This is a genomic window from Aeromonas sp. 600886, from assembly GCF_049174935.1.
GTDB classification, from domain to species: Bacteria; Pseudomonadota; Gammaproteobacteria; order Enterobacterales; family Aeromonadaceae; genus Aeromonas; species Aeromonas veronii_A.
The window spans coordinates 1-25,451 of the sequence record NZ_JAAKUB010000028.1; the positions used below are offsets into that span (position 1 = coordinate 1).

At 59.5% G+C, this 25,451-nt stretch carries 21 protein-coding genes and 1 other RNA gene; 2 read left to right on the top strand and 20 right to left on the bottom strand.

The features are described 5' to 3' along the window. Window positions 1-132 precede the first annotated feature (132 nt). From mutT to rsmI, 20 genes are all read right to left on the bottom strand, one after another. Window positions 133-537, bottom strand: coding sequence for an 8-oxo-dGTP diphosphatase MutT (mutT, locus tag G5179_RS17970; protein WP_197927995.1), 405 nt, complete (start codon window positions 535-537; stop codon window positions 133-135). A gap of 185 nt (window positions 538-722) precedes the next feature. Next, on the bottom strand, window positions 723-3,443 hold the full coding sequence (gene secA, locus G5179_RS17975; RefSeq protein ID WP_421258846.1) for a preprotein translocase subunit SecA: 2,721 nt from the start codon (window positions 3,441-3,443) through the stop codon (window positions 723-725). A 59-nt stretch (window positions 3,444-3,502) separates the two neighbouring features. Further along, window positions 3,503-4,408, bottom strand: coding sequence for a M23 family metallopeptidase (locus G5179_RS17980; RefSeq protein WP_005355107.1), 906 nt, complete (start codon window positions 4,406-4,408; stop codon window positions 3,503-3,505). Between the two features lie 140 nt (window positions 4,409-4,548). Beyond that, the gene (gene lpxC / locus G5179_RS17985) at window positions 4,549-5,472 is read right to left on the bottom strand and encodes a UDP-3-O-acyl-N-acetylglucosamine deacetylase (RefSeq protein ID WP_005336146.1); all 924 of its coding nucleotides are present in this window, start codon (window positions 5,470-5,472) and stop codon (window positions 4,549-4,551) included. 99 nt (window positions 5,473-5,571) lie between these two features. Next, window positions 5,572-6,723, bottom strand: coding sequence for a cell division protein FtsZ (gene ftsZ, locus G5179_RS17990; protein ID WP_005336147.1), 1,152 nt, complete (start codon window positions 6,721-6,723; stop codon window positions 5,572-5,574). Between the two features lie 39 nt (window positions 6,724-6,762). Further along, window positions 6,763-8,022: a cell division protein FtsA gene (ftsA, locus tag G5179_RS17995; protein ID WP_005336148.1), complete on the bottom strand. Its 1,260-nt coding sequence runs from the start codon at window positions 8,020-8,022 to the stop codon at window positions 6,763-6,765. Continuing rightward, window positions 8,003-8,755 carry a cell division protein FtsQ/DivIB gene (locus tag G5179_RS18000; RefSeq protein WP_005336149.1) on the bottom strand — a complete coding sequence of 251 codons (753 nt, stop codon included), beginning with the start codon at window positions 8,753-8,755 and terminating at the stop codon, window positions 8,003-8,005. Before G5179_RS18000 ends, ftsA begins: the two co-directional genes overlap by 20 nt. Before the next feature lie 97 nt (window positions 8,756-8,852). Then, complete coding sequence (gene murC / locus G5179_RS18005) at window positions 8,853-10,307, bottom strand: UDP-N-acetylmuramate--L-alanine ligase (protein WP_421258847.1); 1,455 nt, start codon at window positions 10,305-10,307, stop codon at window positions 8,853-8,855. 111 nt (window positions 10,308-10,418) lie between these two features. Beyond that, window positions 10,419-11,501, bottom strand: a complete 1,083-nt coding sequence (murG, locus tag G5179_RS18010) for an undecaprenyldiphospho-muramoylpentapeptide beta-N-acetylglucosaminyltransferase (RefSeq protein WP_421172508.1) — start codon at window positions 11,499-11,501, stop codon at window positions 10,419-10,421. Then, window positions 11,501-12,682: a cell division protein FtsW gene (gene ftsW / locus G5179_RS18015; protein ID WP_005341699.1), complete on the bottom strand. Its 1,182-nt coding sequence runs from the start codon at window positions 12,680-12,682 to the stop codon at window positions 11,501-11,503. The genes murG and ftsW overlap by 1 nt, the downstream gene beginning before the upstream one ends. After that, window positions 12,679-13,962, bottom strand: coding sequence for a UDP-N-acetylmuramoyl-L-alanine--D-glutamate ligase (gene murD / locus G5179_RS18020; RefSeq protein WP_421258848.1), 1,284 nt, complete (start codon window positions 13,960-13,962; stop codon window positions 12,679-12,681). Before murD ends, ftsW begins: the two co-directional genes overlap by 4 nt. A 4-nt stretch (window positions 13,963-13,966) precedes the next feature. After that, window positions 13,967-15,049: a phospho-N-acetylmuramoyl-pentapeptide-transferase gene (gene mraY / locus G5179_RS18025; protein WP_421258849.1), complete on the bottom strand. Its 1,083-nt coding sequence runs from the start codon at window positions 15,047-15,049 to the stop codon at window positions 13,967-13,969. Then, window positions 15,043-16,398, bottom strand: coding sequence for a UDP-N-acetylmuramoyl-tripeptide--D-alanyl-D-alanine ligase (locus tag G5179_RS18030; protein WP_421258850.1), 1,356 nt, complete (start codon window positions 16,396-16,398; stop codon window positions 15,043-15,045). Before G5179_RS18030 ends, mraY begins: the two co-directional genes overlap by 7 nt. Further along, complete coding sequence (gene murE / locus G5179_RS18035) at window positions 16,395-17,927, bottom strand: UDP-N-acetylmuramoyl-L-alanyl-D-glutamate--2,6-diaminopimelate ligase (RefSeq protein ID WP_421258851.1); 1,533 nt, start codon at window positions 17,925-17,927, stop codon at window positions 16,395-16,397. The genes G5179_RS18030 and murE overlap by 4 nt, the downstream gene beginning before the upstream one ends. Next, window positions 17,860-19,614: a penicillin-binding transpeptidase domain-containing protein gene (locus G5179_RS18040; protein ID WP_216952212.1), complete on the bottom strand. Its 1,755-nt coding sequence runs from the start codon at window positions 19,612-19,614 to the stop codon at window positions 17,860-17,862. Before G5179_RS18040 ends, murE begins: the two co-directional genes overlap by 68 nt. Continuing rightward, complete coding sequence (ftsL, locus tag G5179_RS18045) at window positions 19,611-19,925, bottom strand: cell division protein FtsL (protein ID WP_216952213.1); 315 nt, start codon at window positions 19,923-19,925, stop codon at window positions 19,611-19,613. The genes G5179_RS18040 and ftsL overlap by 4 nt, the downstream gene beginning before the upstream one ends. Window positions 19,926-19,928: 3 nt before the next feature. Next, on the bottom strand, window positions 19,929-20,867 hold the full coding sequence (gene rsmH, locus G5179_RS18050; protein ID WP_421206666.1) for a 16S rRNA (cytosine(1402)-N(4))-methyltransferase RsmH: 939 nt from the start codon (window positions 20,865-20,867) through the stop codon (window positions 19,929-19,931). Next, complete coding sequence (gene mraZ / locus G5179_RS18055; protein WP_013723406.1) at window positions 20,868-21,326, bottom strand: division/cell wall cluster transcriptional repressor MraZ; 459 nt, start codon at window positions 21,324-21,326, stop codon at window positions 20,868-20,870. Window positions 21,327-21,768: 442 nt separating this feature from the next. Beyond that, window positions 21,769-22,155, bottom strand: an RNA gene (rnpB, locus tag G5179_RS18060) — RNase P RNA component class A. A gap of 155 nt (window positions 22,156-22,310) precedes the next feature. Continuing rightward, complete coding sequence (rsmI, locus tag G5179_RS18065) at window positions 22,311-23,144, bottom strand: 16S rRNA (cytidine(1402)-2'-O)-methyltransferase (protein WP_047438714.1); 834 nt, start codon at window positions 23,142-23,144, stop codon at window positions 22,311-22,313. Window positions 23,145-23,343: 199 nt separating this feature from the next. On the opposite strand from rsmI, the gene G5179_RS18070 reads away from it, so the two are divergent. Next, window positions 23,344-25,131: a penicillin-binding protein activator gene (locus tag G5179_RS18070; RefSeq protein WP_005356641.1), complete on the top strand. Its 1,788-nt coding sequence runs from the start codon at window positions 23,344-23,346 to the stop codon at window positions 25,129-25,131. After that, the gene (locus tag G5179_RS18075; protein WP_421258862.1) at window positions 25,073-25,444 is read left to right on the top strand and encodes a YraN family protein; all 372 of its coding nucleotides are present in this window, start codon (window positions 25,073-25,075) and stop codon (window positions 25,442-25,444) included. The genes G5179_RS18070 and G5179_RS18075 overlap by 59 nt, the downstream gene beginning before the upstream one ends. Window positions 25,445-25,451: the final 7 nt, after the last annotated feature.

Here is a 25,451-nt window from a genome sequence, read left to right on the forward strand (position 1 = left end):
CCGATGCGGTACATAGAGGGTTCTGAGTAGAAAAATGCTAGTTGAAAATGTGTAAACCTATTTCAGGACTAGACACTATAAAATAAAAAAGGGCCGATGGGCCCTTTTTTGATGCTTGTTGTTGCAACCGGTTCAAGCCAGCAGGCCTTGAAGCCGCGCGACAATCGGACCGTTGGCATCGGGAAAGTGGTAGTTGTGCAGCTCGGCCACCGGCACCCATAGACACTCCTGCCCCTCTTTGCCGAACGGCTCGCCGCTGAAACGGGTCACCTTCCAGATATCCAGCAACACCTGCTTCTCGGGGTAGTCGTGCTGCAGCTCCATGAAAGGGGCACAATCCTGCACCCGGATGCCGATCTCTTCCCACAGCTCCCGATCCAGTGCGGTGAGAAGATCCTCGCCCGACTCGACCTTGCCACCTGGAAACTCCCAGCGATCCCCCTGATGGCGATCGGAGGAGCGTCTGGCGATAAAGATATCGCCCTGTTCATTCTCGATGACGCCAACCGCTACCCAGATCCGCTTTTTCTGTTCCATCTTGTTACCTTTGTACGCTATGGCTGACCAGGCCGTTCAATGTGCCCAACCTCCGGCTGGATGAACGGCCGATGATGCCTGATATCCGATAACCCTTGGTCAGATGGCGCCACCACAGTGACGTCGCCACCCTCTGACAAAAACAAGGCGGGCACCGGGCCCGCCTTGTCATAGCACTGCATCGATCAGGTCAACTGACCGTGGCAATGCTTGTATTTCTTGCCTGAACCGCACGGGCAGGGATCGTTGCGACCAACCTTCTGCTCATCGCGCACGAAGGTGGTGTGGCCCTCTTCACCTGCGGCCTGTTCATCGGCCAGCTGGCTCTCAGCCGCGGCATGGGTGTAGGTACGGGGAGCGGCTTCCGCCTGCTGGCGCTGCTGCTCTTCCATCGCTTCCACATCGCGCTCCTGCACCTGAACACGGCTCAGGATGCTGACCACGTCGCGCTTGAGGGTTTCCAGCATCTGGGTGAACAGATCGAAGGATTCGCGCTTGTACTCCTGCTTGGGGTTCTTCTGGGCGTAACCGCGCAGATGGATGCCCTGACGCAGGTGATCCATGGCCGCCAGATGCTCTTTCCACAGACCATCCAGAGTTTGCAGCATCACTGCCTTCTCGAAGTTGCGTAGCACCTCTTTGCCAACCAGCTCCTCCTTGTGGGCATAGAGCTTGGTGGCTTCGTCCAGAATGCGCTCGCGCAGCTTCTCTTCATACAGCTTGTCATCTTCCGCCAGCCACTGCTGCAGCGGCAGATCCAGCGCGAAGTCTGCCTTCAGGCGCGCTTCCAGACCCGGCACATCCCACATCTCTTCCAGAGACTGGGGCGGGATGTACTCGTCAATCACGCTGCCGTAGACATCATCACGGATAACGTGGATGGTCTCAGAGATATCGTTGGTATCCAGCAACTCGTTACGCTGCTCGTACACTACCTTGCGCTGGTCGTTGGCCACATCGTCAAACTCCAGCAAGCTCTTGCGGATGTCGAAGTTGCGACCTTCCACCTTGCGCTGGGCATTTTCGATCGCCTTGGTGACCCAGGGGTGTTCGATGGCTTCGCCCTCTTCCATACCCAGCTTCTTCATCATGCCGGTGACGCGATCGGAGGCGAAGATCCGCATCAGAGTATCTTCCATGGAGAGGTAGAAGCGGGAGGAACCCGGGTCGCCCTGACGACCGGAACGGCCGCGCAGCTGGTTATCGATACGACGGGATTCGTGACGCTCGGTACCGATAATGTGCAGACCACCGGCGGCCAGCACCGCATCGTGACGCACCTGCCAGGCGGCTTTCAGCTCGGCAATCTGCTCGCTGGTCGGGTTCTCCAGCTTGGCAATCTCTGCCTGCCAGTTACCGCCCAACACGATGTCGGTACCACGACCGGCCATGTTGGTCGCGATAGTGACAGCGCCAGTCTGACCGGCCTGGGCGACGATCTCCGCTTCCATGGCGTGGAACTTGGCGTTCAGCACCTTGTGCGGGATCTTCTCTTTGGTCAGGATGCCGGAGAGCAGCTCGGAGTTCTCGATAGAGACGGTACCCACCAGCACCGGCTGGCCGCGCTCCACACACTCGCGAATATCCTTGACGATGGCAGCATACTTCTCATTGGCGGTCAGGTAGACCAGATCGCCCATGTCCTTGCGCACCATCGGCTTGTTGGTCGGGATAACCACGGTATCCAGGCCATAAATCTGCTGGAATTCAAAGGCTTCGGTATCTGCAGTACCGGTCATCCCCGCCAGCTTGTTGTAGAGACGGAAGTAGTTCTGGAAGGTGATGGATGCCAGCGTCTGGTTCTCGTTCTGGATCTTCACCCCTTCCTTCGCTTCAACGGCCTGATGCAGACCATCTGACCAGCGACGACCCGGCATGGTACGACCGGTGTGCTCGTCAACGATGACGATCTCATCTTTCTGGACGATGTAGTCCACGTTGCGCTCGAACAGGGTGTGAGCACGCAGACCGGCATTGACGTGGTGCAGCAGGCTGATGTTGGAGGCGGAGAACAGGGAGTCGTTCTCGTCCAGCAGCCCCTCTTTCTTGAGCAGCTCTTCCACGAAGATCTGACCGTTTTCGGTCAGCAGGGCCTGACGGTTCTTCTCGTCCACCGTGTAGTGACCGTCGCCGGTGTACTCTTCGGTGTCTTCCTTGTCCTGCTTGACCAGCAGCGGGATCAGCTTGTTGACGCGAATATAGAGCTCGGAGCTGTCTTCGGCCGGACCGGAGATGATGAGCGGAGTCCGGGCTTCATCGATAAGCACCGAGTCCACCTCATCCACCAGCGCGTAGTTGAGCGGGCGCTGTACCCGCTGCTCCGGCGAGAACGCCATGTTGTCGCGCAGGTAGTCAAAACCGAATTCGTTGTTGGTACCGTAGGTGATGTCGGCGGCGTAGGCGTCACGCTTCTGGGACGCATCCATACCGGGCACGTTGCAGTCTACGGTCATGCCGAGGAAGGCGAACAGCGGACGGTTAGCTTCCGCATCACGCTTGGCCAGGTAGTCGTTCACCGTCACCACGTGCACACCACGGCCACTCAGGGCGTTCAGGTAAGCTGGCAGAGTCGCAGTAAGAGTCTTACCTTCACCGGTTTTCATTTCCGCGATACGGTTGGAGTTCAGCACCATGCCGCCGATCAGCTGAACGTCGAAGTGACGCATGCCGAACACCCGCTTGGAGGCTTCACGCACGGTCGCGAACGCTTCCGGCAGCAACTGCTCCAGGGTCTCACCCTGCTCGATACGCTGACGATACTCGGCCGTTTTGGCCTGCAACTCGGCATCGGACAGAGCCTCGAACTGCGGCTCCATGGCATTGATCTGTTTTACAATTTTGCGCAAAGCCTTGAGCGTTCTGTCGTTCCGGCTGCCGATAATCTTGGTAAGCAGTGTGCTAATCATGGGTACCAACTATTTCTGGTTATAAAAGCGTTCCGTCACTGGAACCTGAAGAAAAAAACCTAACCCCGTCTGGCACTGAGAAAGCGTGCGGGGTTGACCTGACGACCATCTTTCAACACTTCGTAATGCAAATGGACCCCAGTCGCGCGACCGGTGCGTCCCATCAAGGCAATCTTCTGACCCTGATCAACCAGGGTGCCCACCTCGACCAGCAACTTGGAGTTGTGGGCATAGCGGGTGACCAGGCCATTGCCGTGATTAATCTCCACCATATTGCCAAATTCCGGATGACGGCCCGCCCAGCTGACAATGCCGGGCCCGGTGGCCAGAATCGGGGTTCCGGGTTTGCCACGGAAATCGACCCCTTTGTGCATCTTGGCACGCCCGTTGAACGGATCGACCCGTCCACCAAACCCGGACGAGACCCAAACTCGCTCCTGTTTGACTGGCGTGCCGGAAATAAAACCGGCATCGGTGATATGGTGATTCATGATGAAAGATTCAAGTACCGACAGCTGCTCTTCACGGCTGCTGAGCTGCTGGCTGAGGTGCTTCATCGAGGCTTGCAGCTCGTTGAGGCTCACTTCCAGCTCTTCATCATAAGAAGGGCCGCCCATGGGGGGCAGCTCTTTGAAATTGAACTCGTCGGGATCGAGATCGGCCTGCTCGGTCAATCGTTCGCCGAGGGCATTGAGACGGCCGAGCTGACCCTGCATGGTGCCCACCTGAGCTGCCAGCATTGCCAACTGTTCACGGGCTTCGTCACCACTCTGGTCAACGGACTGTTGCTCGGCAACGGCAAGCGCCACTTCCAGCGCCTCCATTTTCTGGTGCCAGCTCTGCCAGAGCCAACCACCACCAAGGGCCAACAGGGAGAAGAGAATACCGCCGACCCAGGCCAGACGTTGTTTGGGCAGGTGCAACTTGCGTCGCTGCTTGCCGTGGAGGATCAGGGTAATGCTCATAGAAATCAGTCTGCTCGGTCAGGTGCGGCCAGGAGCCTGCACGGGAAATAAAACCGGGAGATAATCGGTATTAAAGGATGGAGTAAACAAATGACGGAACGTCGGTGCGGAGAGAGGACCGACGTTCCGTTGCACAGCTATCAGGCCAGAACCAGACCGTTATCGTAGTAAGCGATAGGCGCTTTGTCGCCCTCACCCTCGAAGGTCACCAGTTCCCAAGCCTCCTGCTCGGCCAGCAAGGCACGCAGCAGCTTGTTGTTCAGGGCATGTCCGGTCTTGTAGGCACGGAACTCACCGATGATGCTGCGGTTACACATGTAGAGGTCACCGATCGCGTCCAGCATCTTGTGCTTGACGAACTCGTCCTCATAACGCAAACCGTCTTCGTTCAGCACCCGATAGTCGTCCAGTACCACGGCGTTTTCCAGGCTTCCGCCCAGCGCCAGGTTCTGGGAACGCAGGTACTCGATATCACGCATGAACCCGAAGGTACGGGCACGGCTGATCTCTTTCACGAAGGAGGCACCGGAGAAATCCAGTACGCAACGCTGATTGCGACCTTCAAAGACCGGATGCTGGAAATCGATCTCGAGATCCATCTTGAAGCCGTTGCGATAGGGGTGGAATTCCGCCCACTTGTCGCCGTCTTCAACCCGGATGCTCTTCTTGATCCGCACAAACTGCTTGGCAGCATTCTGCTCACGGATCCCGACTTCCTGCAGCAGGTAGATAAAGGGATGCGCACTGCCGTCCATCACCGGGATCTCGGGCGCGTCAACCTCGACATAGAGGTTGTCGATCCCCATCCCGGCCAGCGCGGCGGAGAGGTGCTCAATGGTAGAGACACGGACACCGGCTTCGTTGACCAGAGCGGTACAGAGCACGGTATCGCGCACCTGATCGGCATTGGCTGGCAGCTCCACCACAGGATTCAGGTCGGTACGCAAGTAAACGATTCCTGTGTTCACAGGCGCCGGACGGAACGTCATGGTGACTTTCCGGCCCGAATGCAGGCCGACACCAGTCGCCTGTACACTCGTTTTCAAGGTTCTTTGTCTAATCATGGGTGTACCCTAAACAGCTTAAAATCCGGACCAGATGGTCGTTGGCAGGCCATCTTAGCACATTCCTTGAACAACAAACAAACAAGAGCCATAAGAGGCTTAGTCTGCCTGCTTGCGCAGGAACGCCGGAATATCCAGGTAATCCGGTTCACGACGGGCTTGCGGTTCGGCGTTGACCACCTTGGCCGGGGCTTCGTCCATCACGCGGCCTTGCATCATGTCGCTAACCAGCGGCTGACGCACCGGACGCTCTTGCACCTGGCTGCTCTTAACCAGAGTGATGTCCGGCTTGCGCTCGGCACCGATACCGGTAGCAACCACGGTCACACGCAGCTCGTCGTGCATTTCCGGATCGATTACGGTACCCACAACTACAGTGGCGTTCTCGGAAGCGAAGGCCTTGACCGCGTTACCCACGGTTTCGAACTCTTCGATGGTCATGTCCATACCGGCGGTGATGTTGACCAGGATGCCACGGGCACCGGCCAGATCCACGTCTTCCAGCAGCGGGCTGGAGATGGCTTTCTCGGCCGCTTCTTCGGCACGGTCATCACCGGAGGCGGAACCGGTACCCATCATGGCGGTACCCATTTCGCGCATTACGGTACGCACGTCCGCGAAGTCGACGTTGATCAAGCCCGGACGGGTGATCAGCTCGGCAATGCCCTGTACCGCACCAAGCAGTACATCGTTGGCAGCCTTGAAGGCGTCCAGCAGGGAGATACCGCGACCCAGCACCTTCAGCAACTTGTCGTTGGGGATGGTGATCAGGGAGTCAACATTTTTGGAGAGCTCTTCGATACCGTGCGCAGCGAAGCCCATCCGCTTCTTCCCTTCAAAGGAGAACGGCTTGGTCACCACAGCAACGGTCAGGATGCCCATCTCGCGGGCCACTTCGGCCACGATCGGCGCAGCACCGGTACCGGTACCACCGCCCATACCGGCGGCGATGAACACCATGTCGGAACCGGTCAGCAGCTCACGCAGCGCTTCGCGATCTTCCATGGCCGCATCACGACCCACTTCCGGATTGGCGCCGGCACCCAGACCCTTGGTGATGCCACCGCCGATCTGCAGGGTAGTGTTGGCGCTGGAGTTACGCAGTGCCTGGGCGTCGGTGTTGACGGTAATAAACTCAACACCCTCAATATTTTGACGAACCATGTGTTCGACAGCGTTACCGCCGCCGCCACCTACACCGATCACTTTAATGACGGCTTCGTCAGTGTGGCTATCCATAAATTCAAACATGTTGTCTCTCCGCTTTATTTGCCTGACTCAGCAAAATTCTTAGAACTCGCCACGCAGCCAGTTGCTAACCCGTTTGACCAGGCCACCGACGCTTGCCTTGGCGGCATATTCTTTGTTGCTACCTGTGGCTTGATGGGTGCGGCCATATTGCAGCAACCCGACCGCAGTCGAGTACACCGGTGCCTGCACGTAATCACTCAAACCACGTATGTTCATGGGCTCTCCCACCCGGACCTGGCTCTGGAAGATCTGCTCTGCACACTCCACAATACCTTCAATCTGGGCAGCGCCGCCGGTCAAGACCACACCGGCTGCCAGCTGATGCTTGACCCCCTGCGCTTTCAACTCGCTTTGTACCCGCACCAGCTCATCATTCACCATGGAGAGCAACTCGGTGTAACGGGGCTCAATCACTTCAGCCAGTGTCTGCCGTTGCAGGCTGCGCGCCGGGCGACCACCGACACTGGGTACTTCAATATTGTCTTCCTTGCTGACCAGACGACCGAGGGCGCAACCGTAACGCACCTTGATCGCTTCCGCGTCGAGCGGCGGCGTGCCGAAGGCGTAGGCGATGTCGCTGGTCACAGTGCTGCCAGCATACGGGATCACCTTGGTGTGGCGCAGGGCACCGCCGGTAAACAGCGACATATCCATGGTACCGCCACCGATATCCACCACGCAGACACCCAGCTCTTTCTCGTCTTCGGTCAATACGGCATAGCTGGAGGCCAGCGCGGAGAAGATCAGTTGATCCACGCGCAAACCGACCTTCTCCACACACTTCTCGATGTTGCGAGCCATGTCGTTGTGGCAGGTGATCAGGTGAACCTTGGCCGCCATCCGCACGCCGGAGAGGCCGACCGGATTCTTGATCCCTTCCTGATAGTCGATCGCAAACTCCTGGGGCAGCACGTGCAGCACACGCAGCTCGTCGGAGAGGCGAACCGACTTGGCGGTGTGGATCACGTTGTCCACATCCTCCTGGGTCACCTCCTCATCGGAGATGGGCACCATGCCGGTCTCGTTGCGGCAGTCGATATGCTTGCCGGACAAACCCAGATAAACCGAGCTGATCTGGCAGTCGGCCATCATCTCGGCCTCTTCCACCGCACGGCGCAATGACTTGACCACGGAGTCGAGATCGTTGACCCCGCCCTTCTCCATCCCGCGGGAGGCGTGACTGCCCATACCGATGACGTTCAGCTCACCGTCCGGCAATACTTCCCCGACCAGAACCGCCACCTTGGTTGTGCCGATATCCAGTCCGACAATCAAATTCCTATCTGCGGTGTTGGTCATGCACTTTCTCTTCGCTCTTCTTCCAGCCAACTGCCATTCCGGTGTCGTATCGAAGATCCACGTAGGCAACTTGCGCACGGGGTTCGATAACCGGGAAGGCATCGATAAACCGCTGCAGCCGGAGCGCAATGTCGTTGCGACCCAGAAACAGCTTGATATTGCCATCCAGGGTCAGTTCCCAGGCATGGCGGGGGGTCAGATTCACCCCCAGCAACTTGTATCCCTTGGCAGCCAGTTGCGACTCGTACTGCCGACTCTCTTTCAACACCCGGGCAGCCTGGTCATCCGGCCCTGACAGCTGCAACAGCGGCGTCTTGACCCGATCCGGGGCACTGAATACCTTGCCCTTGGTGTTGACGAAGCGGTTGCCATTCCAGCGCGCCGCCACATCTTGTTCCGTGAGGTAGATCTTGATCTTGTTCGGCCACTTCTTTCGTACCGAGACCGAGGCCACCCATGGCAGGGCATTGAGCCTTGCCTGCAATTCGTTGACGTCCAATTCGAAGAAGTTGCGCAGCTCGGCGCCATCCAGCACGGCCATCCGCAGCTCTTCGGTTTGCAAATACTGGTGTTGCCCCTGCAGCAACAGCTCGCTCATGGGCAACCGGTTGGCATCTGTCAGCCAACCTTTAACATCCAGCGCCGTCCGGTAGCAGCCCCATATCACCAGCAGGAAAAATGCTACCCCTGCGATGAAGCCACCCTTGGTGCGCCCCTGTGCCCTTGCCTCCACCCGATCGATCCCCGTGTAACGCGCTAAACCGGCCTTTGACAGACCGGTTCGCCATTATATAGGCCCCGGCTTGGCGGTCAAAATACTCATTGGGCCCTCAGGCGCCAGATTTCATGCTATCTATGCTCAATTTCATCTCGCCGAGACGACGGGCCAGTGCCCCGACGTTCCCGGCGCCTTGAGTCAGAACCAAATCCCCCTCGCCAATCAGGTCGGCCAGCACGGCTGGCACGTCATCCGGTGTAGCGACGAAGACGGGTTCCAGGTTGCCGCGCGAGCGGATGGAGCGGCACAGCGCACGACCGTCAGCCCCCGGGATCGGATCCTCGCCGGCAGCATAAACCTCCAGCATCACCAGCACGTCTACCTTGGAGAGCACATCGGCGAAGTCCTCATAGAGGTCGCGGGTGCGGGTATAACGGTGCGGCTGGAACACCATCACCAGACGCTTCTCGGGCCAACCGGCACGGGCGGCATTGATAGTGACCTTCACTTCGCTCGGGTGGTGTCCATAATCGTCCACCAGCATCGCCTTGCCGCGACCGGTTTCAAACTCGCCATACTGCTGGAAGCGACGACCGACCCCTTCAAATTTGGCCAGTGCAGAGATGATGGCCTCATCGCTGACACCGTCCTCTGTCGCGACAGCTATCGCCGCTGCGGCGTTCAATGCGTTGTGAATACCCGGCAAATTGAGGGTCACCTGCAGCTCACCCGCCTCTTTGCGGCGAACACGGAAGCTGCTGTGGTTGGTGGTCTGGACAAAATCCAGCACCTGTACATCGGCATCGTCAGAGAGACCGTAGGTCAAGGTCGGACGGGCAATCTCGGGCAACATGCCACGGATCACCGGATCATCGATGCAGACCACCGCCAGTCCGTAGAAGGGGAGGTTGTGCAGAAACTCGATGAAGGTGGCCTTCAGCTTGGAGAAATCACCGCCGTAGGTATCCATGTGATCCGCTTCGATGTTGGTCACGATAGAGACCATCGGCTGCAGATGCAGGAAAGATGCGTCGCTCTCATCCGCCTCGGCAATCAGGTAGCGGCTGCTGCCCAGGCGGGCATTGGTGCCGGCACTGTTGAGCAGGCCACCGATGACGAAGGTCGGGTCGCGGTCGGCTTCGGCATAGATGCTCGCCACCAGACTGGTGGTGGTGGTCTTGCCGTGGGTACCGGCAATGGCGATACCGTGACGGAAACGCATCAGCTCGGCCAGCATCTCGGCGCGGCGAACCACCGGGATCCGCAGTTCGCGGGCAGCCAGCAGCTCCGGGTTGTCCTGCTTGATGGCGGTAGAGACCACCACCACGCTGGCACCCTCAACGTGTTCGGCACTGTGGCCGACGAAGATGTGGGCGCCCAGTCCGGCCAACCGCTCGGTCACGGCGTTGCGAGCCAGATCAGAACCCGTTACCTGATACCCTTCGTTGGCAAGCACTTCAGCGATCCCGCCCATACCGGCACCACCGATGCCGATAAAGTGGATGCGACGCACGCGGCGCATTTCGGGGATCACAGTACGTAGTTTTGCCAGTTCAACCTTGGTCATAATCGTCTCTTTAGTCTGCCGCAGGCCATGTGCCGTCAAAGCGCGGCTGCACGGCGGCATCAATACATACAGGTACAAGGCTGCCCGGTGTCACCGCTGCAACCTTGCTCATTAATCTTTACCACGCTGCCCGGTTGCGAGCTGTTTGCACTCATCTGCAACCCGCTCGGCCGCATCGGTGATAGCGACGCGGCGAGCCGCTTTCGCCATGTTAAACAGGGTCTCCCGGCGACCAGCCAACCAGGTCAGGCGCGCCGCCAGCGATGCGGTATTCAGCTCGGACTGGGGCAGAAACTCGGCTGCACCGCCGTCGACCAGGGTCAAGGCGTTACGGGTCTGGTGATCATCCACCGCATGGGGCAATGGCACGAAAATGGCGGCCACACCGGCGGCAGCCACTTCGGAAACGGTCAGGGCACCGGCACGGCAGACCACCAGGTCGGCCCAGGCGTAGGCGCTGGCCATATCCTTGATAAATTCACTCACCTCGGCATTGATGCCGTGCTGGGCATAGGCAGCAGACACCGTCTCGGCATTGCCCTTGCCACACTGGTGACGCACCTCGATAGGCACACCAGCCGCCGCCACCGCAGCGGGTACCTGCTGGTTGAGCACCCGGGCACCCAGGCTGCCACCGACGATCAGCAGATGCAGCGGCTCGGCTTCGCTGCGAAGCTGCGGATCCGGCAGGGCGACCACTTCGGGACGCACCGGATTGCCTACCACGGCGGTACGGCGGCTCGGCGCGAAGGCGCCCGGAAATGCCATCAACACCCGCCTGGCGATACGGGCCAGCAGCTTGTTGGTCATGCCGGCAGCGGCATTCTGCTCATGGAGCAGCAGCGGGATGCCGGAGAACCAGGCAGCCACGCCACCCGGGCCGGAAGCAAAACCGCCCATGCCGAGCACCACATCAGGACGAACGGTCTTGAGTACCTGACGCGCCTGCAGGATCGATTTGACGATGCGATAGGGCGCCACCAGCAGTCGCTTGATGCCGTTGCCACGCACCCCCTGAATATCGATGAAGGAGATGGGATAACCGTGGGCTGGCACCAGTTCCGCCTCCATCCGGTCGGCAGTGCCGAGCCAGTGGACAGTCCAGCCCTGGGCCTTCAGGCGATCGGCCACGGCCAGACCGGGAAAGACATGCCCCCCGGTACCACCTGCCATCACCAACAGAGTCTTGCTCACTAAACCTCCCGCACGCGCGCCTGGGCAGTCGCCTGACGCAACTCAAAATCGATTCGAATCAACATGCTCACCGCCACTGTCATGATGATGAGACTCGAGCCACCGTAACTGACCAGCGGCAGGGTCAACCCCTTGGTCGGCATCATGCCGCTGGCTGCGCCAACGTTGACGAAAGTCTGGAAACTGAACCAGATGCCGATACCGATAGCCAGATAGCCATCATAGAGGCGGTCGGCTTGCAGGGCGCGATGCCCCAGCTTCAACGCCTTGATCGCCAACGCAAAGATGAGACACAGGGCGCCCAGTACCCCGACGTAACCCAGCTCTTCGCCGAGGATCGCAAACACGAAGTCGGTATGCGCTTCCGGCAGGTACTCCATCTTCTGGATGGAGTTGCCGAGCCCTTCGCCAAACCAGCTGCCACGGCCAAACGCCATCAGCGACTGGGTCAACTGGTAGCCACTGCCAAACGGATCGGCCCAGGGATCCATAAAAGAGGTCACCCGACGCATCCGGTATGGCTCGACGATGATCAGCATGATCACCCCACCAAGACCGCCACCGATAAGGATCATGAACTGCCACAGTTTGGCGCCAGCCAGAAACAGCATGCCGAACGAGGTGACGAACATCACCACGGTCGACCCCAGATCCGGTTGCAGCAGCAACAGGATCGCCAACACCCCGAATACTGCCAAGGGCTTCAGGAAGCCAAGCCAGGCTTCACGCACCTCGTTCTGACGCCGCACCAGATAACCGGCCAGATAGACGAATAGGGCCAGCTTGCCAAACTCGGCCGGCTGCAGGTTGAAGGGGCCCAGTGGCAGCCAGCGCACCGCACCGTTGACATTGCGCCCGACCACCAGCACCAGTACCAGCAGCAGAATGGCCAGCAACAGCATGGGTCCGTTGTACTCCTGCCAGCGCGCCATCGGCACCTGCAACACAAACCAGGAGATACCGAGCGCCATCACCAGAAACATGGCGTGACGCTTCACAAACATGAAGGGATCATCCCCCAGGGAGATCCCCTCCGGGATCGAGGCTGATGCCACGATCACCACCCCGACCGCCATCAGGGAGAGCGCCAGCAACACCAACTGCCGGTCATAGAGGCCGGCAGGGCGCGCCGGCAATAGCCAGCGCTGGAACAGACCTGCGGCTGCGCGAAGGGCATTCATAGCGCCATCACCATCTCGGTAAAGCGATCGCCACGCACCTCGAACGACTTGAACTGATCGAGGCTGGCACAGGCTGGCGCCAGCAGCACCCAGTCACCGGGCTTGGCATCGGCAGCCGCCTTGGCAACCGCAGTGGCCAGGTCGGCCACCCGTTCGGTCTGCTCGCCCAGCGCCAGCAGCACCTCGGCATCCTGACCGAAGCAGTACATGTGATCGATCTGGTTGCCCAGCAGCGCCTGGATCGGGCCAAAATCCTGCCCCTTGCCCTGACCACCGGCCAGCAGCAACAGGCGCCCCTTGACCGACTCGCGCACACCGGCAACGGCAGCTAGCGTAGCTCCCACGTTGGTGGCTTTGGAGTCGTTGATCCAGCGCACCCCGTTCACTTCGCGCACGAAACGGGCACGGTGGGGCAAGCCTTCAAAGCGGCGCAGCACGGTGAGCTGGGCAGCGCGGGGAATGCCGACCGCATCGCACAGCGCCATGGCGGCCAGCGCGTTGGCCTGATTGTGGGCACCGACGATCTTCATCTCGTCCACCGCCAGCAGCGGCTCGCCGTGCAGGGTCAACCAGTAGCGGCCATCCAGCAGGCAGCGGCCATAGCCATTGCAGTCAAGACCGAAGCTCTGCCACACCTGACCCACATCGGGCAAAGTCTGGGGATCGTCGCGATTAACCAGAATGTGTTTGGAATGCTGATGGATCTCCATCTTGGCGGCGCGGTAGTCGGCCATACCCTGATAGCGATCCATGTGATCTTCAGAGAGGTTCAGCACCACAGAGGCTGCAGCACGCAAACTGTGAGTGGTCTCCAGCTGGAAGCTGGAGAGCTCCAGTACGCAGAGATCCATCGGCTGCTTGAGCAGCTCCAGCGCAGGCGTACCGATATTGCCGCCCACGCCCACCTTGAGCCCGGCTTCGGCAATCATCTCACCCACCAGCGTAGTGACAGTGCTCTTGCCATTGGAACCTGTGATGGCAATGACCGGTGTCTCGGTCTCGCGAACGAACAACTCGATATCGCCGACGATCTGCACACCACATTCGGCAGCCGCTTTCAATTCAGGGGTAGCCAGGGCAATACCCGGACTCGCTACGATCATATGCGCCTGCTTGAGCAGCTCTTCATCCAGCCCGTGGATAAGCTCCACTTCTGGCGGCAGCTGATCCTTGCCAGGCGGGTTGGCACGGGTATCCATCACCAGCGGCGTAACGCCACGGCCGAGGAAGTAGTCGACGCAGGAGAGTCCGGTTTTACCCAATCCGATGATGATGACCATGGCCTTACCTCACCTTCAGGGTGGCAAGACCCAGCAGCACCAGCACGAGGGTGATGATCCAGAATCGCACGATAACGCGCGGCTCCGGCCAGCCCTTCTTCTCGTAGTGGTGATGGATCGGCGCCATGCGGAAGATCCGCACGCCGCGCAGCTTGTATGACCCCACCTGCAGGATCACCGAGACGGTCTCCATCACGAAGACACCGCCCATGATCACCAGCAGAAATTCCTGACGCACCAGTACGGCGATGGTACCGAGCGCGCCGCCCAGCGCCAGAGAGCCGACGTCGCCCATGAAGACCTGTGCCGGATAGGTATTGAACCAGAGGAAGCCCAGACCCGCACCGACGATGGCGGTACAGACGATCACCAGCTCGGAGGTATAGGGAACATAGGGAATATGCAGGTAACTGGCGAAGTTGACGTTGCCGGTTGCCCAGGCGATAAACGCAAAGCCGCCCGCCACCATCACGGTCGGCATGATGGCCAAGCCATCCAGACCATCGGTCAGGTTGACCGCGTTGGAGGTACCGACGATGACAAAGTAGGTCAGCACGATAAACATCAGACCAAGCTGCGGCATCACATCCTTGAGGAAAGGCACCACCAGCTGGGTCTGGCCATCATGGGTTGCGGTCGCATAGAGGAACACAGCCACCGCCAGCGCTACCGCGGATTGCCAGAAGTACTTCCAGCGTGCGATCAGGCCGTCGGTATTCTTGCGCACCACCTTGAGGTAGTCGTCGGCAAAGCCGATGGCACCGTAGGCACCCAGCACAAACAGCACCAGCCAGACATAAGGGTTGTCGAGGCGGCACCAGAGCAGCACAGACGTGAAAATCGCAGCAATGATCATCAGGCCACCCATGGTCGGGGTGCCCCGCTTGCTGAGGTGGGACTCGGGACCGTCGTTGCGGATCACTTGACCAAACTTCAGGATCTGCAGGCGACGGATCAGTCGTGGCCCCATCCAGAGGGCAACTCCCAGACCGGTAATGATCGACAGGATGGCGCGAAACGTCAGGTAGGAGAAGACGTTAAAGAAGGTGAAGTGCGGGGTGAGCAGTTCGGCCAGCCAGACTAGCATGTGGCTGACTCCTGATGGCCTTTGACCATCTCGACGATATCTTCCATGCGGGAGCCACGGGCACCCTTGACCAGAATCGAAATTTCCTGATGTGTATTTATCATTTGCGCAAGCACTTCAAACAACGACGCCTTGTTATCGAAATGTCGGCCAGCCGCGGCATCTGCGGTATAGCGACTATGTTCCCCTACTGTCAGCACGGCATCCAGACCGCACTCGCGGGCATGATGGCCAACCCGGGCATGTTGCTCGGCAGACTCCTCACCCAGTTCCCGCATGTCGCCAAACACCAGCACCTTAAAGCCGCTCATGGCGGTCAAGGCATCGATGCCCGCCAGCACGGACTCCACGCTGGCATTGTAGGTATCATCCACCAGAGTCAGACCGCCCCAGCGCTGGACGCAGAAGCGTCCCTTGACCGGTGCCATCTGCTCCAGCCCCACCTTGACACAGGCGAGGGATGCGCCGAGGGCCAGACAGCCCGCGGCGGCAGCCAGCGCATTGGCCACGTTATGGCGGCCGGGGATCGCCAGAGTCAGGCTCACCTCACCCTGCGGGGTTACCATGACGAACTCGGCACAACCCTGAGCGTTGAGAACCACATCGCGAGCATGGAACGGCTGGCTCTGATCCTCGATGGAGAAGGCGCAGCGAATGCCACGCTCGCGCCACTTCGGCCAGAATTCGTTGTCGGCGTTGACGATGGCGGTGCCGCCTTCGCTCAAGCCCTCAAAAATTTCGCTCTTGGCGTGGTAGATCCCCTCAAGAGAGCCGAAGCCCTCAAGATGGGCAGCTGCGACGTTGTTGATGATGGCGGCATCGGGCTTGGCCAGCGAGGTAGTCCAAGCGATTTCGCCCTTGTGGTTTGCTCCCAGCTCCATCACCGCAAACTGGTGTTGCGGCTCGAGGCGCAGCAGGGTGAGCGGCACGCCCACCTCATTGTTGAAGTTGCCAGCGGTGGCCAGCACTTCCCCTTCGTTGCGCAGGATGGCAGTTGCCATCTCCTTCACTGTGGTCTTGCCGCAGCTGCCGGTAATGGCCAGCACTTTCGGATTGATGCGCTCGCGCACCAACTTGCCGAGTCGGCCCAGCCCCTTGAGGCTGTCCGCCACCACCAGCTGGGGAATAGCCAGCGGCAGCTCACGCTCGACCAGCAAGGCAGAGGCCCCTGCCTGAACAGCCTGCTCGCAAAAATCGTGGGCATCGAAACGCTCGCCGCGCAGGGCAACGAACAGGGCACCCGCGCCCAAAGTGCGGGTGTCGGTACTGACGACGGTGATCTCGCCGTCGTCACCAATCAGACGGGCATCGAGTACCTGCGCCAGCTCGGCAAGCCTGAGGGTCATCATTTGAATGACTCCAATAATGTGTGCAAGGCGGCCGCGACGGTTTCCCGGTCGCTGTAGTGCCGCTTGTCGGTTCCAATGATCTGATAATCCTCATGGCCCTTACCGGCCACCAGGATGATGTCCTGCTTGCTCGCCTGACCGATGGCCAGCGCAATCGCCTTGACCCGGTCGTGCTCCACCTGCACCGCAGCAGGATCGCGAAGACCCGCCACCATGTCGGCCATGATCCGGGCCGGCTCCTCGGTACGGGGATTGTCGTCGGTCAGGATCACGCGATCCGCATACTGCTCGGCCATGGCGGCCATCATGGGACGCTTGCCGCGATCGCGGTCGCCACCACAGCCAATCAGACACCAAAGCTGGCCGGTGCAGTGCACCCGCAGGGCCTGCAATGCCTTTTCCAGCGCATCAGGAGTGTGGGCGTAATCGACCACCGCCAGCGGCGTATCACCACCGCCGAAACACTCCATGCGACCGGTCACCGGCTGCAATTTCGGGGCAGTTGCCAGTAGCTCATGGAAGTCGTAACCGAGCACCAGCATTACGCCCATCGCCGCCAGCACATTGCTGACGTTGAAGCGCCCGAGCAAGGGGGCGGATAATACACCATTCCCCCAACTGGAGTTAATCTGCGCGCGAAAACCTTGCTGGTGAAAATCGAGCTGCTGCGCCGTTAATTGACGGCCAAAATGGTGTTCAATCGGGCCATTCACACTGAAAGCCACTGCTGCCGGGTATTTTTCGAGCCACTTGGCACCCAATTCGTCATCCCGGTTAATCACCGCATTCGACTCATCGACCAGCTGCAGCAGCTGCTCCTTGGCCGCGCCATAGGCTTCCATGGTGCCGTGGTAGTCGAGGTGATCCCGGCTCAGGTTGGTAAAGACAGCGGCGGAAAAGGGCAGCGCGGCGACACGGTGCTGCACCAGACCATGGCTGGAGACCTCCATCGCCACCAGATCCGCCCCCTGCTCTTGCAGCGCAGCCAGATTGGCTTGTACCTGCACGGCGCTGCCAGTGGTATTTTCCGCTTCGATCAGATGGCCAAACAGGCCGTTGCCGATGGTGCCCATCACCCCGGCCTTGCCACCCAGCAGGGTGCGCCAGTTGGCGACCAGCAGTGCAGTGGTGCTCTTGCCGTTGGTACCGGTGATCCCGACCAGCGCCAGTTTTTTGGCGGGCTGGTCGTAGAAATACCCGGCAAGCGCAGAGAGATGAGCGGGCAGATCCCGCATCCCGATACAGGGAACCGGAGTCGATGGTGGGATAAATTCACCATCCTCCTCAAACACAACAGCGGTCGCTCCCTGAGCCACCGCCTGTTCGATGAAACGTCTGCCATCCACCTGATGACCGCAAATGGCCACGAAGAGCGTGCCGGGCCTGACCCGCCGACTATCCAGCTGGATATCGGTCAGAGTGAGCGCCGGCGCCTGAATACCGAAGGGGCGCAGTAATGCATCAAGTGCGCGGGACAAGAGGAGCCTCCGTACGGGCAAGTTTGGCGGGCACCGCTGTGGGCACCGCATCAGGACGAATATTGAAGAGTTGCAGTACCCCGCCCATGGCCTCTGCAAACGGCGGGGTCGCCACGGCACCGCCATAGTAGGCACTACCTTTTGGCTCGTTAATCACCACCACCATGACGAAACGGGGATTACTGGCAGGGGCAAAACCGGCAAACCAGGCCATGTAATCCTTGCCGTAGCCTCCGGCAACGGCGACCTTGGCGGTACCACTCTTGCCACCGACCCGATAACCCGGAATCTTGGCCTTGGGAATAGCGTTGTCGACTACGTACTCCAGCGCCTGCAGCATGGCGGAGGCGTTATTGTGATCGATCACCTGCTCACCCTTGGGCGGCGTGGTCACCTTGACGATGGAGATGGGCACTCGCTTGCCCTTGTTGGCCAGGGTGGCGTAGGCGGAAGCCAGTTGCAGCGGGGTAACCCGCAGACCATAACCAAACGAAAGGGTCGCCCGCTCGATATCGGACCAGCGCCGACGCTGAGGCAACATACCACCGCTCTCGCCCATCAGTCCGCTACCGGTATCCATACCGAAACCGAACATACTGAGGGTGTTGATCATCTCTTGGGCCGGCATCCGCAGGGCAATGCGCGACATGCCGATGTTGGAGGAGTAGCGCAGGATATCGTAAAGGTTGGTCGCCTTGTGAATACTGACGTCCTTGATCTGCTTGGCACCGATAAAGAGCGGACCACCGGGAATGAAATCCTTCCAGCTGGTGACACCCGCCTGCAAGGCACTTAGCAAAATCAGCGGCTTGACTGTGGAGCCCGGCTCGTAGGTATCGGTCACCACCCGGTTGCGTACCCGGAAACTCTGATACTGGCCGCGGTTGTTCGGGTTATAGGAGGGGGTATTGACCATGGCGAGCACTTCGCCGGTCTTGATATCCAGCATCACCATGGAGCCGGACGTTGCCTTGTTCTCGTCGGTTGCCCGCTTGAGGGCACGGTAGGCCAATGCTTGCACCCGCTGATCGATGCTGAGCTGCAGATCGTTGGCGTTCTTGCCCTCTTTGACGATACCAAGACGCTCGATGACCCTGCCCTGCCGGTCCTTGCGCACCCGCATCTCGCCCGGTGTCGCCGTCAGCCACTCGTTGTAGCTGCGCTCGATCCCCTCGATCCCGTTGCCATCGATGTTGGTTACCCCCACCAAGTGGGCACTGATTTCGCCAGTCGGATAGAAGCGGCGCGACTCGGGACGCAGATAGACACCACCCAGCTTGAGCCCCTTGATGTATTCAGAGACAGCGGGCGTTACCTGACGCTGCAGATAGACGAAGCGCTTGCTGGGGTTGGCGATACGTTGCTTGAGAGTATTGATATCGATTTTGAGGACTGCTGAGAGCGCCATCCAGGCCCGCTCATTGTGGATAGCGCCGGACTCGTGCACTGTCTTGGGATCGGCCCAGACCGCCTCGACCGGAACGGAAACAGCCAACTGTTCACCATTGCGATCGGTGATCATGCCGCGCACCGCTTGGGTGGAGGTTGTTCGCAGAGAGCGCATGTCCCCCTCCTGACGCAGACGATCCGGATTGATCACCTGGATCCAGGCCAGACGGAGGATCAGCCCGACAAAGGCGATGCCGATGAATACGACCAGCGTGCGGAAGCGCCACGGATAGATAGATGGCGCTTTAACGTTCGCTTTAGCGGTTTTGGCTGTAGCCTTCCGTTTCATGGCAGAGTAATTACCTTCTCGGTGGTCACCAGAGGGCGACCCATTTGCAACTTGTCCATGGCCAGCGTGGCGACCCGGGAGTGTTCCGCCAGAGTGCCCTGCTCCAGCAAGAGGTGGCGCCATTCGATATTGAGGCGATCCTCTTCCGCCATCAGGTCATTCTGTTTGGCGGTGAGGCCACGGGTCATGTTGGTCACGAGGATCACGGCAAACGCGGTCACCAGTACGGCAACCGACAGAAAAATCTGCAGCTTGTGCCGCCAGAGATCGGCAACGATCTCCTTGGCTAGGTGGACACGTACTTCGCTCATCGCTTACTCCGCCAGCCGCTCGGCGACCCGCAGCACCGAGCTGCGCGAACGGGTGTTTTCAGAGACCTCATGATCAGAAGGCTTGAGCGCCTTGCCGACCGACTTCAATTTGCGACCGCCAGCCAGCTGGGCCTCGGTCAAGGGAATGCCGTAGGGCACTTCAGGCCCCTTCTCGTGCTTGCGAATGAAGTGTTTCACCAGCCGGTCTTCCAGCGAGTGGAAGCTGATCACAGACAGACGGCCATGTGGTGCCAGCACGTCCAATGCACCGTTGAGCGCGGTTTCGATCTCGTCCAGCTCGCTGTTGATATAGATGCGAATGGCCTGGAAACTGCGGGTTGCCGCATGCTTGCCCTTCTCCTTGCTCGGATTGACCCGGGCAATCATCTCCGCCAGTTGGCGGGTACGCACATAAGGCTCGGTCACACGGTCGTGCACGATGGCACGGGCGATCTTCTTGGCAAAACGCTCCTCACCGAAGGTCTTCAGCACCCAGGCGATGTCATCCACATCGGCCTTGGCCAGCCACTCGGCGGCGCTCTGACCGGAGGTGGGGTCCATCCGCATATCGAGCGGACCATCTTTCATAAAGCTGAAGCCGCGCTCGGCATCATCCAACTGGGGTGAAGAGACCCCCAGATCCAGCAGGAAGCCATCCACCTTGCCCAGCAAACCGCGCTCATCCAGATAGGAGGCGATGCCGGAGAAGGGGCCGTGCACGATTTCGAAACGGGGATCCTGGATCTTGGCCGCTTCGGCGATAGCCTGGGGATCGCGGTCGATGGCGATCAGGCGGCCATTGGGGCCAAGGTGCTGCAGGATCAGACGAGAATGACCACCACGGCCAAAAGTACCGTCGACGTAGACACCATCCGGCTTGATGGCCAGACCTTCAACGGCTTCGTGCAGCAGCACTGTGATGTGTTCAGCGGCTTGGGTCATTTATAAAGAGAAATCCTGTAGTCGTGGTGAGCTTGCCCAATCGTCCCCGGGCAGACCCAAGATGTCGTCATTGACCTGTTGTTGCCAGCGGGCTTCATCCCACAACTCAAACTTGTTGAGCTGGCCCACCAGCATGATTTTCTTGTCCAGCCCCGCATGGTTGCGCAGTGGCTGACTGAGCAGCAGACGGCCATTGCCATCCAGCTCGCATTCGGTTGCATGTCCCAGCAGCAGGCGCTGCAAACGGCGCTCTTGCGGATTCATGCTGGAGAGAGTCTTGAGCTTGCGCTCGACCTCTTCCCATTCATTAAGGGGATAAAGCAGCAGACAGGGATGGGCAATATCGATGGTGCAGACCAGCTGGCCGTCGCTTTCATCGCGCAGCCAATCACGGAATTTGGTCGGAATTGCCAGCCGCCCTTTACTGTCCAGGCTGATGGCATGAGCGCCACGCAACAAATTGCTGTCCCTGAAGGTGAATGAGGAGGCTGATTGCCCCTCTAAAAACCACTTTGATCCACTTTTCCCCACCTTGAAGTTTAAGGACGTGCAGGGGGCTTTTCAAGCAAGGAGATGGGGCAGAGGGAACATATTGACGCAGCATTTGCATGCTGCAGATTGAGTGGGTTGATTTTCCACAAGTTATTTGGCTTTAGGCTCTGGTGATTAATTGAAATAAGTGAATGAACTGAGAACACACGCAATATGCGGGTGCGAACAATCATCCTGGGTTCTATCACCATCTATCGCTGCCATCGTGCCAAATACGAAACTATTCGATTGATTTAAAACATATAATTTCATTCAAAATGACAAGGCCGAAAATATCCTGCCAACGAAGCCATATTTTCTCATGCATAAAAAAGAGCCCCGCGATAAATCGCGGGGCTCTTCGGAATGAGGTCGGAGTCGGCCTGTAAGCCGGGTTCTGTACCGGGTTGCCCCGGGTAGCAATCATTCCTCTAGGCCAGCAATCGCTCGCTGGCTCAAGCAACCTACCCGCCCCCAACGCGGGCCGCGCCAATAGGGGCCTATTTGGTCTTGCTTCGGGTGGAGTTTACCGTGCCACGAACTGTTGCCAGTCGCGCGGTGCGCTCTTACCGCACCCTTTCACCCTTACCTGATCCCTTGCGGGCCATCGGCGGTCTGCTCTCTGTTGCACTGGTCGTAGGCTCGCGCCCCCCAGGCGTTACCTGGCACCCTGCCCTGTGAAGCCCGGACTTTCCTCCCCTCCGCCCGTCTGTCCCGAGGGACACAACGACGAAGCAGCGATTGCCCAGCCAACTCCGAGGCGCGGATTATACCCTTGCGATACGCACGGGGTAAACCGGCAATTCCCGTTTACAGCCATTTATCGCGCTTGGCCCCCGTTTACAGGCTGACTGATTGTCGATACAGGGGATTGCGCAGGTCAAAAAACAGTCTGATGACCTATTGACCGACTCAATAGTGCTCGAGACCGTATTTATAGAGGGCATTCTTCTTCACGCCGTGGATCTCGGCGGTCAGGGCGGCCGCTTTTTTCAGTGGCAGTTCGGTCACCAGCAGACCCAGAGTACGGATCGCCTCGGCGGGCAGATCCTCTTCTTCTTTGGAGGCGCCAGCCACGACCAGCACGATCTCGCCGCGGCAGCGGTTGTCATCCTCACCAAGCCAGGTCAGCATTTCAGAGGCTGGCAGACCGTGGATCGACTCGAAGGTCTTGGTCAGCTCGCGGCACACCACCACCTGACGCTCACCGAGAATGCGAGCAATCGCTTCCACTGTATCCTGCACACGGCGCGGGGATTCGTAGAACACCAGCGAGCGGGTGTCTTCAATAACGGCTTGCAGGCGATCGTCACGTCCCTTGCTCTTGGCGGGCAGGAAGCCCTCAAAGGCAAAGCGATCGGTGGGCAGACCGGCCGCGCTCAGAGCGGTGATGGCAGCACAGGGACCGGGCAGCGGCACCACCTTGACCCCGGCTTCACGACAGCGGGTGACCAAGTGATAACCGGGGTCGCTAATAAGCGGGGTGCCGGCATCGGAGACCAGCGCAACACTCTTGCCCTCTTTGATCCGGCCGATCAGCACATCGGCCTTCTGCTGCTCGTTGTGATCGTGCAGGGCGAAGGTCGGCACCGATATTTGGTAGTGGCTGAGCAGGATACCGGTATGACGGGTATCTTCGGCGGCCACCAGATCGACACTGCGTAAAATATCCAATGCACGCTGGGTGATGTCCGCCAGATTGCCGATCGGAGTGGGAACTATATACAGGGTTGGGATGTCACTCATGGGATCTCCGAGTGCCCCGACAATTGTGTCGCCATATTGGCCCGTTTACACTATGGGGAACTTCAACACTGGTCGGGGAATGAACTTGAACCGGGTTACAAAGCAGCTAAGTGTATCACGACTCTTCGGCATCATACTCGCGGCAGTACTGCTCGCCGCCTGTGCGTCGGAGCCCAATCAACCGTCAGGGCAGTCAGGCATGCCCTCTGCGTTCTCCAATCTGACCAAGAATGCCCAGTGGTATCTTGAGCAGGTGGACCCCGCCAAGCCGGCCGAGGCCTTTACCTGGCAGATGCTGGCGGCACGCAGCTATCTGGCGCTGGGCCAGGCCAAACCGGCCTCGGCGCTGTTCCAGCAATTGCAGAAGCAGGCCAAGGATCCCGTTCAGAAGGCGCAGTTGCAACTGCTGCAAGCCCATCTGTTGCTGGCGCAAGGCCATGCCAATCAGGCGCTGATCCTGCTGGAAGGCAAACCCGAGGTGGTGCTGGATGCCGATACCCAGAAGGATTGGTATCGCCAGCGCGTGGTGCTGCAGCTCGACATCAACAACAAATTTGGCGCAGCCAAGTCGTTGATTGCACTGGAGCCCTACCTCAATCAGAGCGAGCAGGCGACCAACCATCAGCAAATCTGGTCGTTGCTCAAAAGCATGACCCCCTCCACCCTGCAAGCGCTGGAAGAGGCTCCGGCCCCTGATGTGACCACCGGCTGGTTGCGACTGGCGGCACTGGTCAACGAGTTTGGCGCCCAACCGAACCTGCTGGCCCGCCAGCTGGCAGGCTGGAAGCGCGACTTCCCCAACCATCCAGCCCAGAAGGATATGCCGGCAGGATTGGGCGATCTGGCGGCCACTGCCAGCACCTCGGTGCAACAGATCGCCGTGCTGCTGCCCCTCTCCGGCAATCTGGAGCCGCAGGGCGCCGCCATCCGTAACGGTATGCTGATGTCTTATAAGGAAAATCAGGGGCAATTCACCCTGAACTTCTACGACACCCAGAGCAAGTCGACCGGCGACCTTTATAAGCAGGCGATTCAGGAAGGGGCAGACATGATCATCGGCCCGCTGCTGAAAGACCGGGTCGAGGAGCTGCTAAAGGCAAATCCGACCGTGCCGGTACTGGCGCTCAACGAGCTGGACAAGCCGATCGTCAACGACACCACCTACTACTTCTCCCTCTCTGCCGCCGCAGATGCCGCGCAGGCAGCCCAGTACCTCTACACCCAGGGCTACCGCAAACCGCTGCTGATCGCCGCTCAGGGGCGGATCGGTTACAGCAGTATCAAGGCGTTCGAGCAGAGCTGGGCCACCCTGAGCCAGGATAAGCCGGTGGTTGCCACCTTCGGTGCCCGCAACGAAGTACAGGGGATGGTCAAGAATGCCCTGAGCGGCCGCTCTACCGCCCGTGCTGGCGAAGTAGTGCAACTCTCTGATGCCGCACCGCGCAGCATCGATGCCGTTTATGTGGTGGCCAACAGCCTGGAAACCCGGATGATCAAGCCCTACGTGGATGTCTCGGTCAATCCGATGGGCAGCCTGCCCATCTACACCAGCTCCCGCGGCTACGACAGCGCAGCCACCGAGGTCGCCTCCGAGCTCAACGGCATGCATATCGCCGATATGCCGCTGCTGCTGGGCGGCTACGAGAAACAGCGCGAGCAGATCGCCCTGCTCTGGCCGCAGACCCAGGGTGACCTGCTGCGCCTGTTTGCCATGGGCTACGATGCCGTCAGCCTGGCTGAGAACCTGCAGCAGATGCGCAAGGTGGGTGGCATGCAGCAGGCCGGCATGAGTGGTCAGCTGAGCGTGGATGCCCAGGGCAATATCGTGCGGATGCTGAGCTGGGGTACTTACCAGAACGGCAAACTGGTCGACGAGAACGCCGTTCAGCAACTGGAGGAGCCCTCCAATGAAGGAACTATGGAAACGGATGCGCCAGCAGTTGCCGAGCCTGTTCCCCTCACCAACGAGCAAGGGACAGCACTTTGAACAAGTCGCTGAACGCTGGTTGCAGGCCCAGGGCCTGCAACCGGTAGCTCGCAACTACCGCTGTCGTGGCGGTGAAATAGATCTCATCATGCACCAGGGCAAGACCCTGGTGTTTGTTGAGGTGCGCTACCGGGCCACCGGCAACCATGGCGGGGCCGCCAGCTCGGTCACCCATAGCAAACAGCGCAAGATCATGCTGGCAGCGCGCCACTATTTGAAGCAACATGCCATCAACGAGGCCAATCAGGCCTGCCGATTCGATGTGATTGCGTTCGAGGGTGACCAGCCAGCCTGGATCCAGAACGCATTTTAAGAGGACC

Bases quoted from the DNA above. Each gene is read 5' to 3' on its own strand.
- mutT (WP_197927995.1), bottom strand. From the start codon at position 537: ATGGAACAGAAAAAGCGGATCTGGGTAGCGGTTGGCGTCATCGAGAAT.
- secA (WP_421258846.1), bottom strand. From the start codon at position 3,443: ATGATTAGCACACTGCTTACCAAGATTATCGGCAGCCGGAACGACAGA.
- G5179_RS17980 (WP_005355107.1), bottom strand. From the start codon at position 4,408: ATGAGCATTACCCTGATCCTCCACGGCAAGCAGCGACGCAAGTTGCAC.
- lpxC (WP_005336146.1), bottom strand. From the start codon at position 5,472: ATGATTAGACAAAGAACCTTGAAAACGAGTGTACAGGCGACTGGTGTC.
- ftsZ (WP_005336147.1), bottom strand. From the start codon at position 6,723: ATGTTTGAATTTATGGATAGCCACACTGACGAAGCCGTCATTAAAGTG.
- ftsA (WP_005336148.1), bottom strand. From the start codon at position 8,022: ATGACCAACACCGCAGATAGGAATTTGATTGTCGGACTGGATATCGGC.
- murC (WP_421258847.1), bottom strand. From the start codon at position 10,307: ATGACCAAGGTTGAACTGGCAAAACTACGTACTGTGATCCCCGAAATG.
- ftsW (WP_005341699.1), bottom strand. From the start codon at position 12,682: ATGAATGCCCTTCGCGCAGCCGCAGGTCTGTTCCAGCGCTGGCTATTG.
- murD (WP_421258848.1), bottom strand. From the start codon at position 13,962: ATGGTCATCATCATCGGATTGGGTAAAACCGGACTCTCCTGCGTCGAC.
- mraY (WP_421258849.1), bottom strand. From the start codon at position 15,049: ATGCTAGTCTGGCTGGCCGAACTGCTCACCCCGCACTTCACCTTCTTT.
- G5179_RS18030 (WP_421258850.1), bottom strand. From the start codon at position 16,398: ATGATGACCCTCAGGCTTGCCGAGCTGGCGCAGGTACTCGATGCCCGT.
- murE (WP_421258851.1), bottom strand. From the start codon at position 17,927: ATGCGGTGCCCACAGCGGTGCCCGCCAAACTTGCCCGTACGGAGGCTC.
- G5179_RS18040 (WP_216952212.1), bottom strand. From the start codon at position 19,614: ATGAAACGGAAGGCTACAGCCAAAACCGCTAAAGCGAACGTTAAAGCG.
- ftsL (WP_216952213.1), bottom strand. From the start codon at position 19,925: ATGAGCGAAGTACGTGTCCACCTAGCCAAGGAGATCGTTGCCGATCTC.
- rsmH (WP_421206666.1), bottom strand. From the start codon at position 20,867: ATGACCCAAGCCGCTGAACACATCACAGTGCTGCTGCACGAAGCCGTT.
- rsmI (WP_047438714.1), bottom strand. From the start codon at position 23,144: ATGAGTGACATCCCAACCCTGTATATAGTTCCCACTCCGATCGGCAAT.
- G5179_RS18070 (WP_005356641.1), top strand. From the start codon at position 23,344: ATGCCCTCTGCGTTCTCCAATCTGACCAAGAATGCCCAGTGGTATCTT.
- G5179_RS18075 (WP_421258862.1), top strand. From the start codon at position 25,073: ATGCGCCAGCAGTTGCCGAGCCTGTTCCCCTCACCAACGAGCAAGGGA.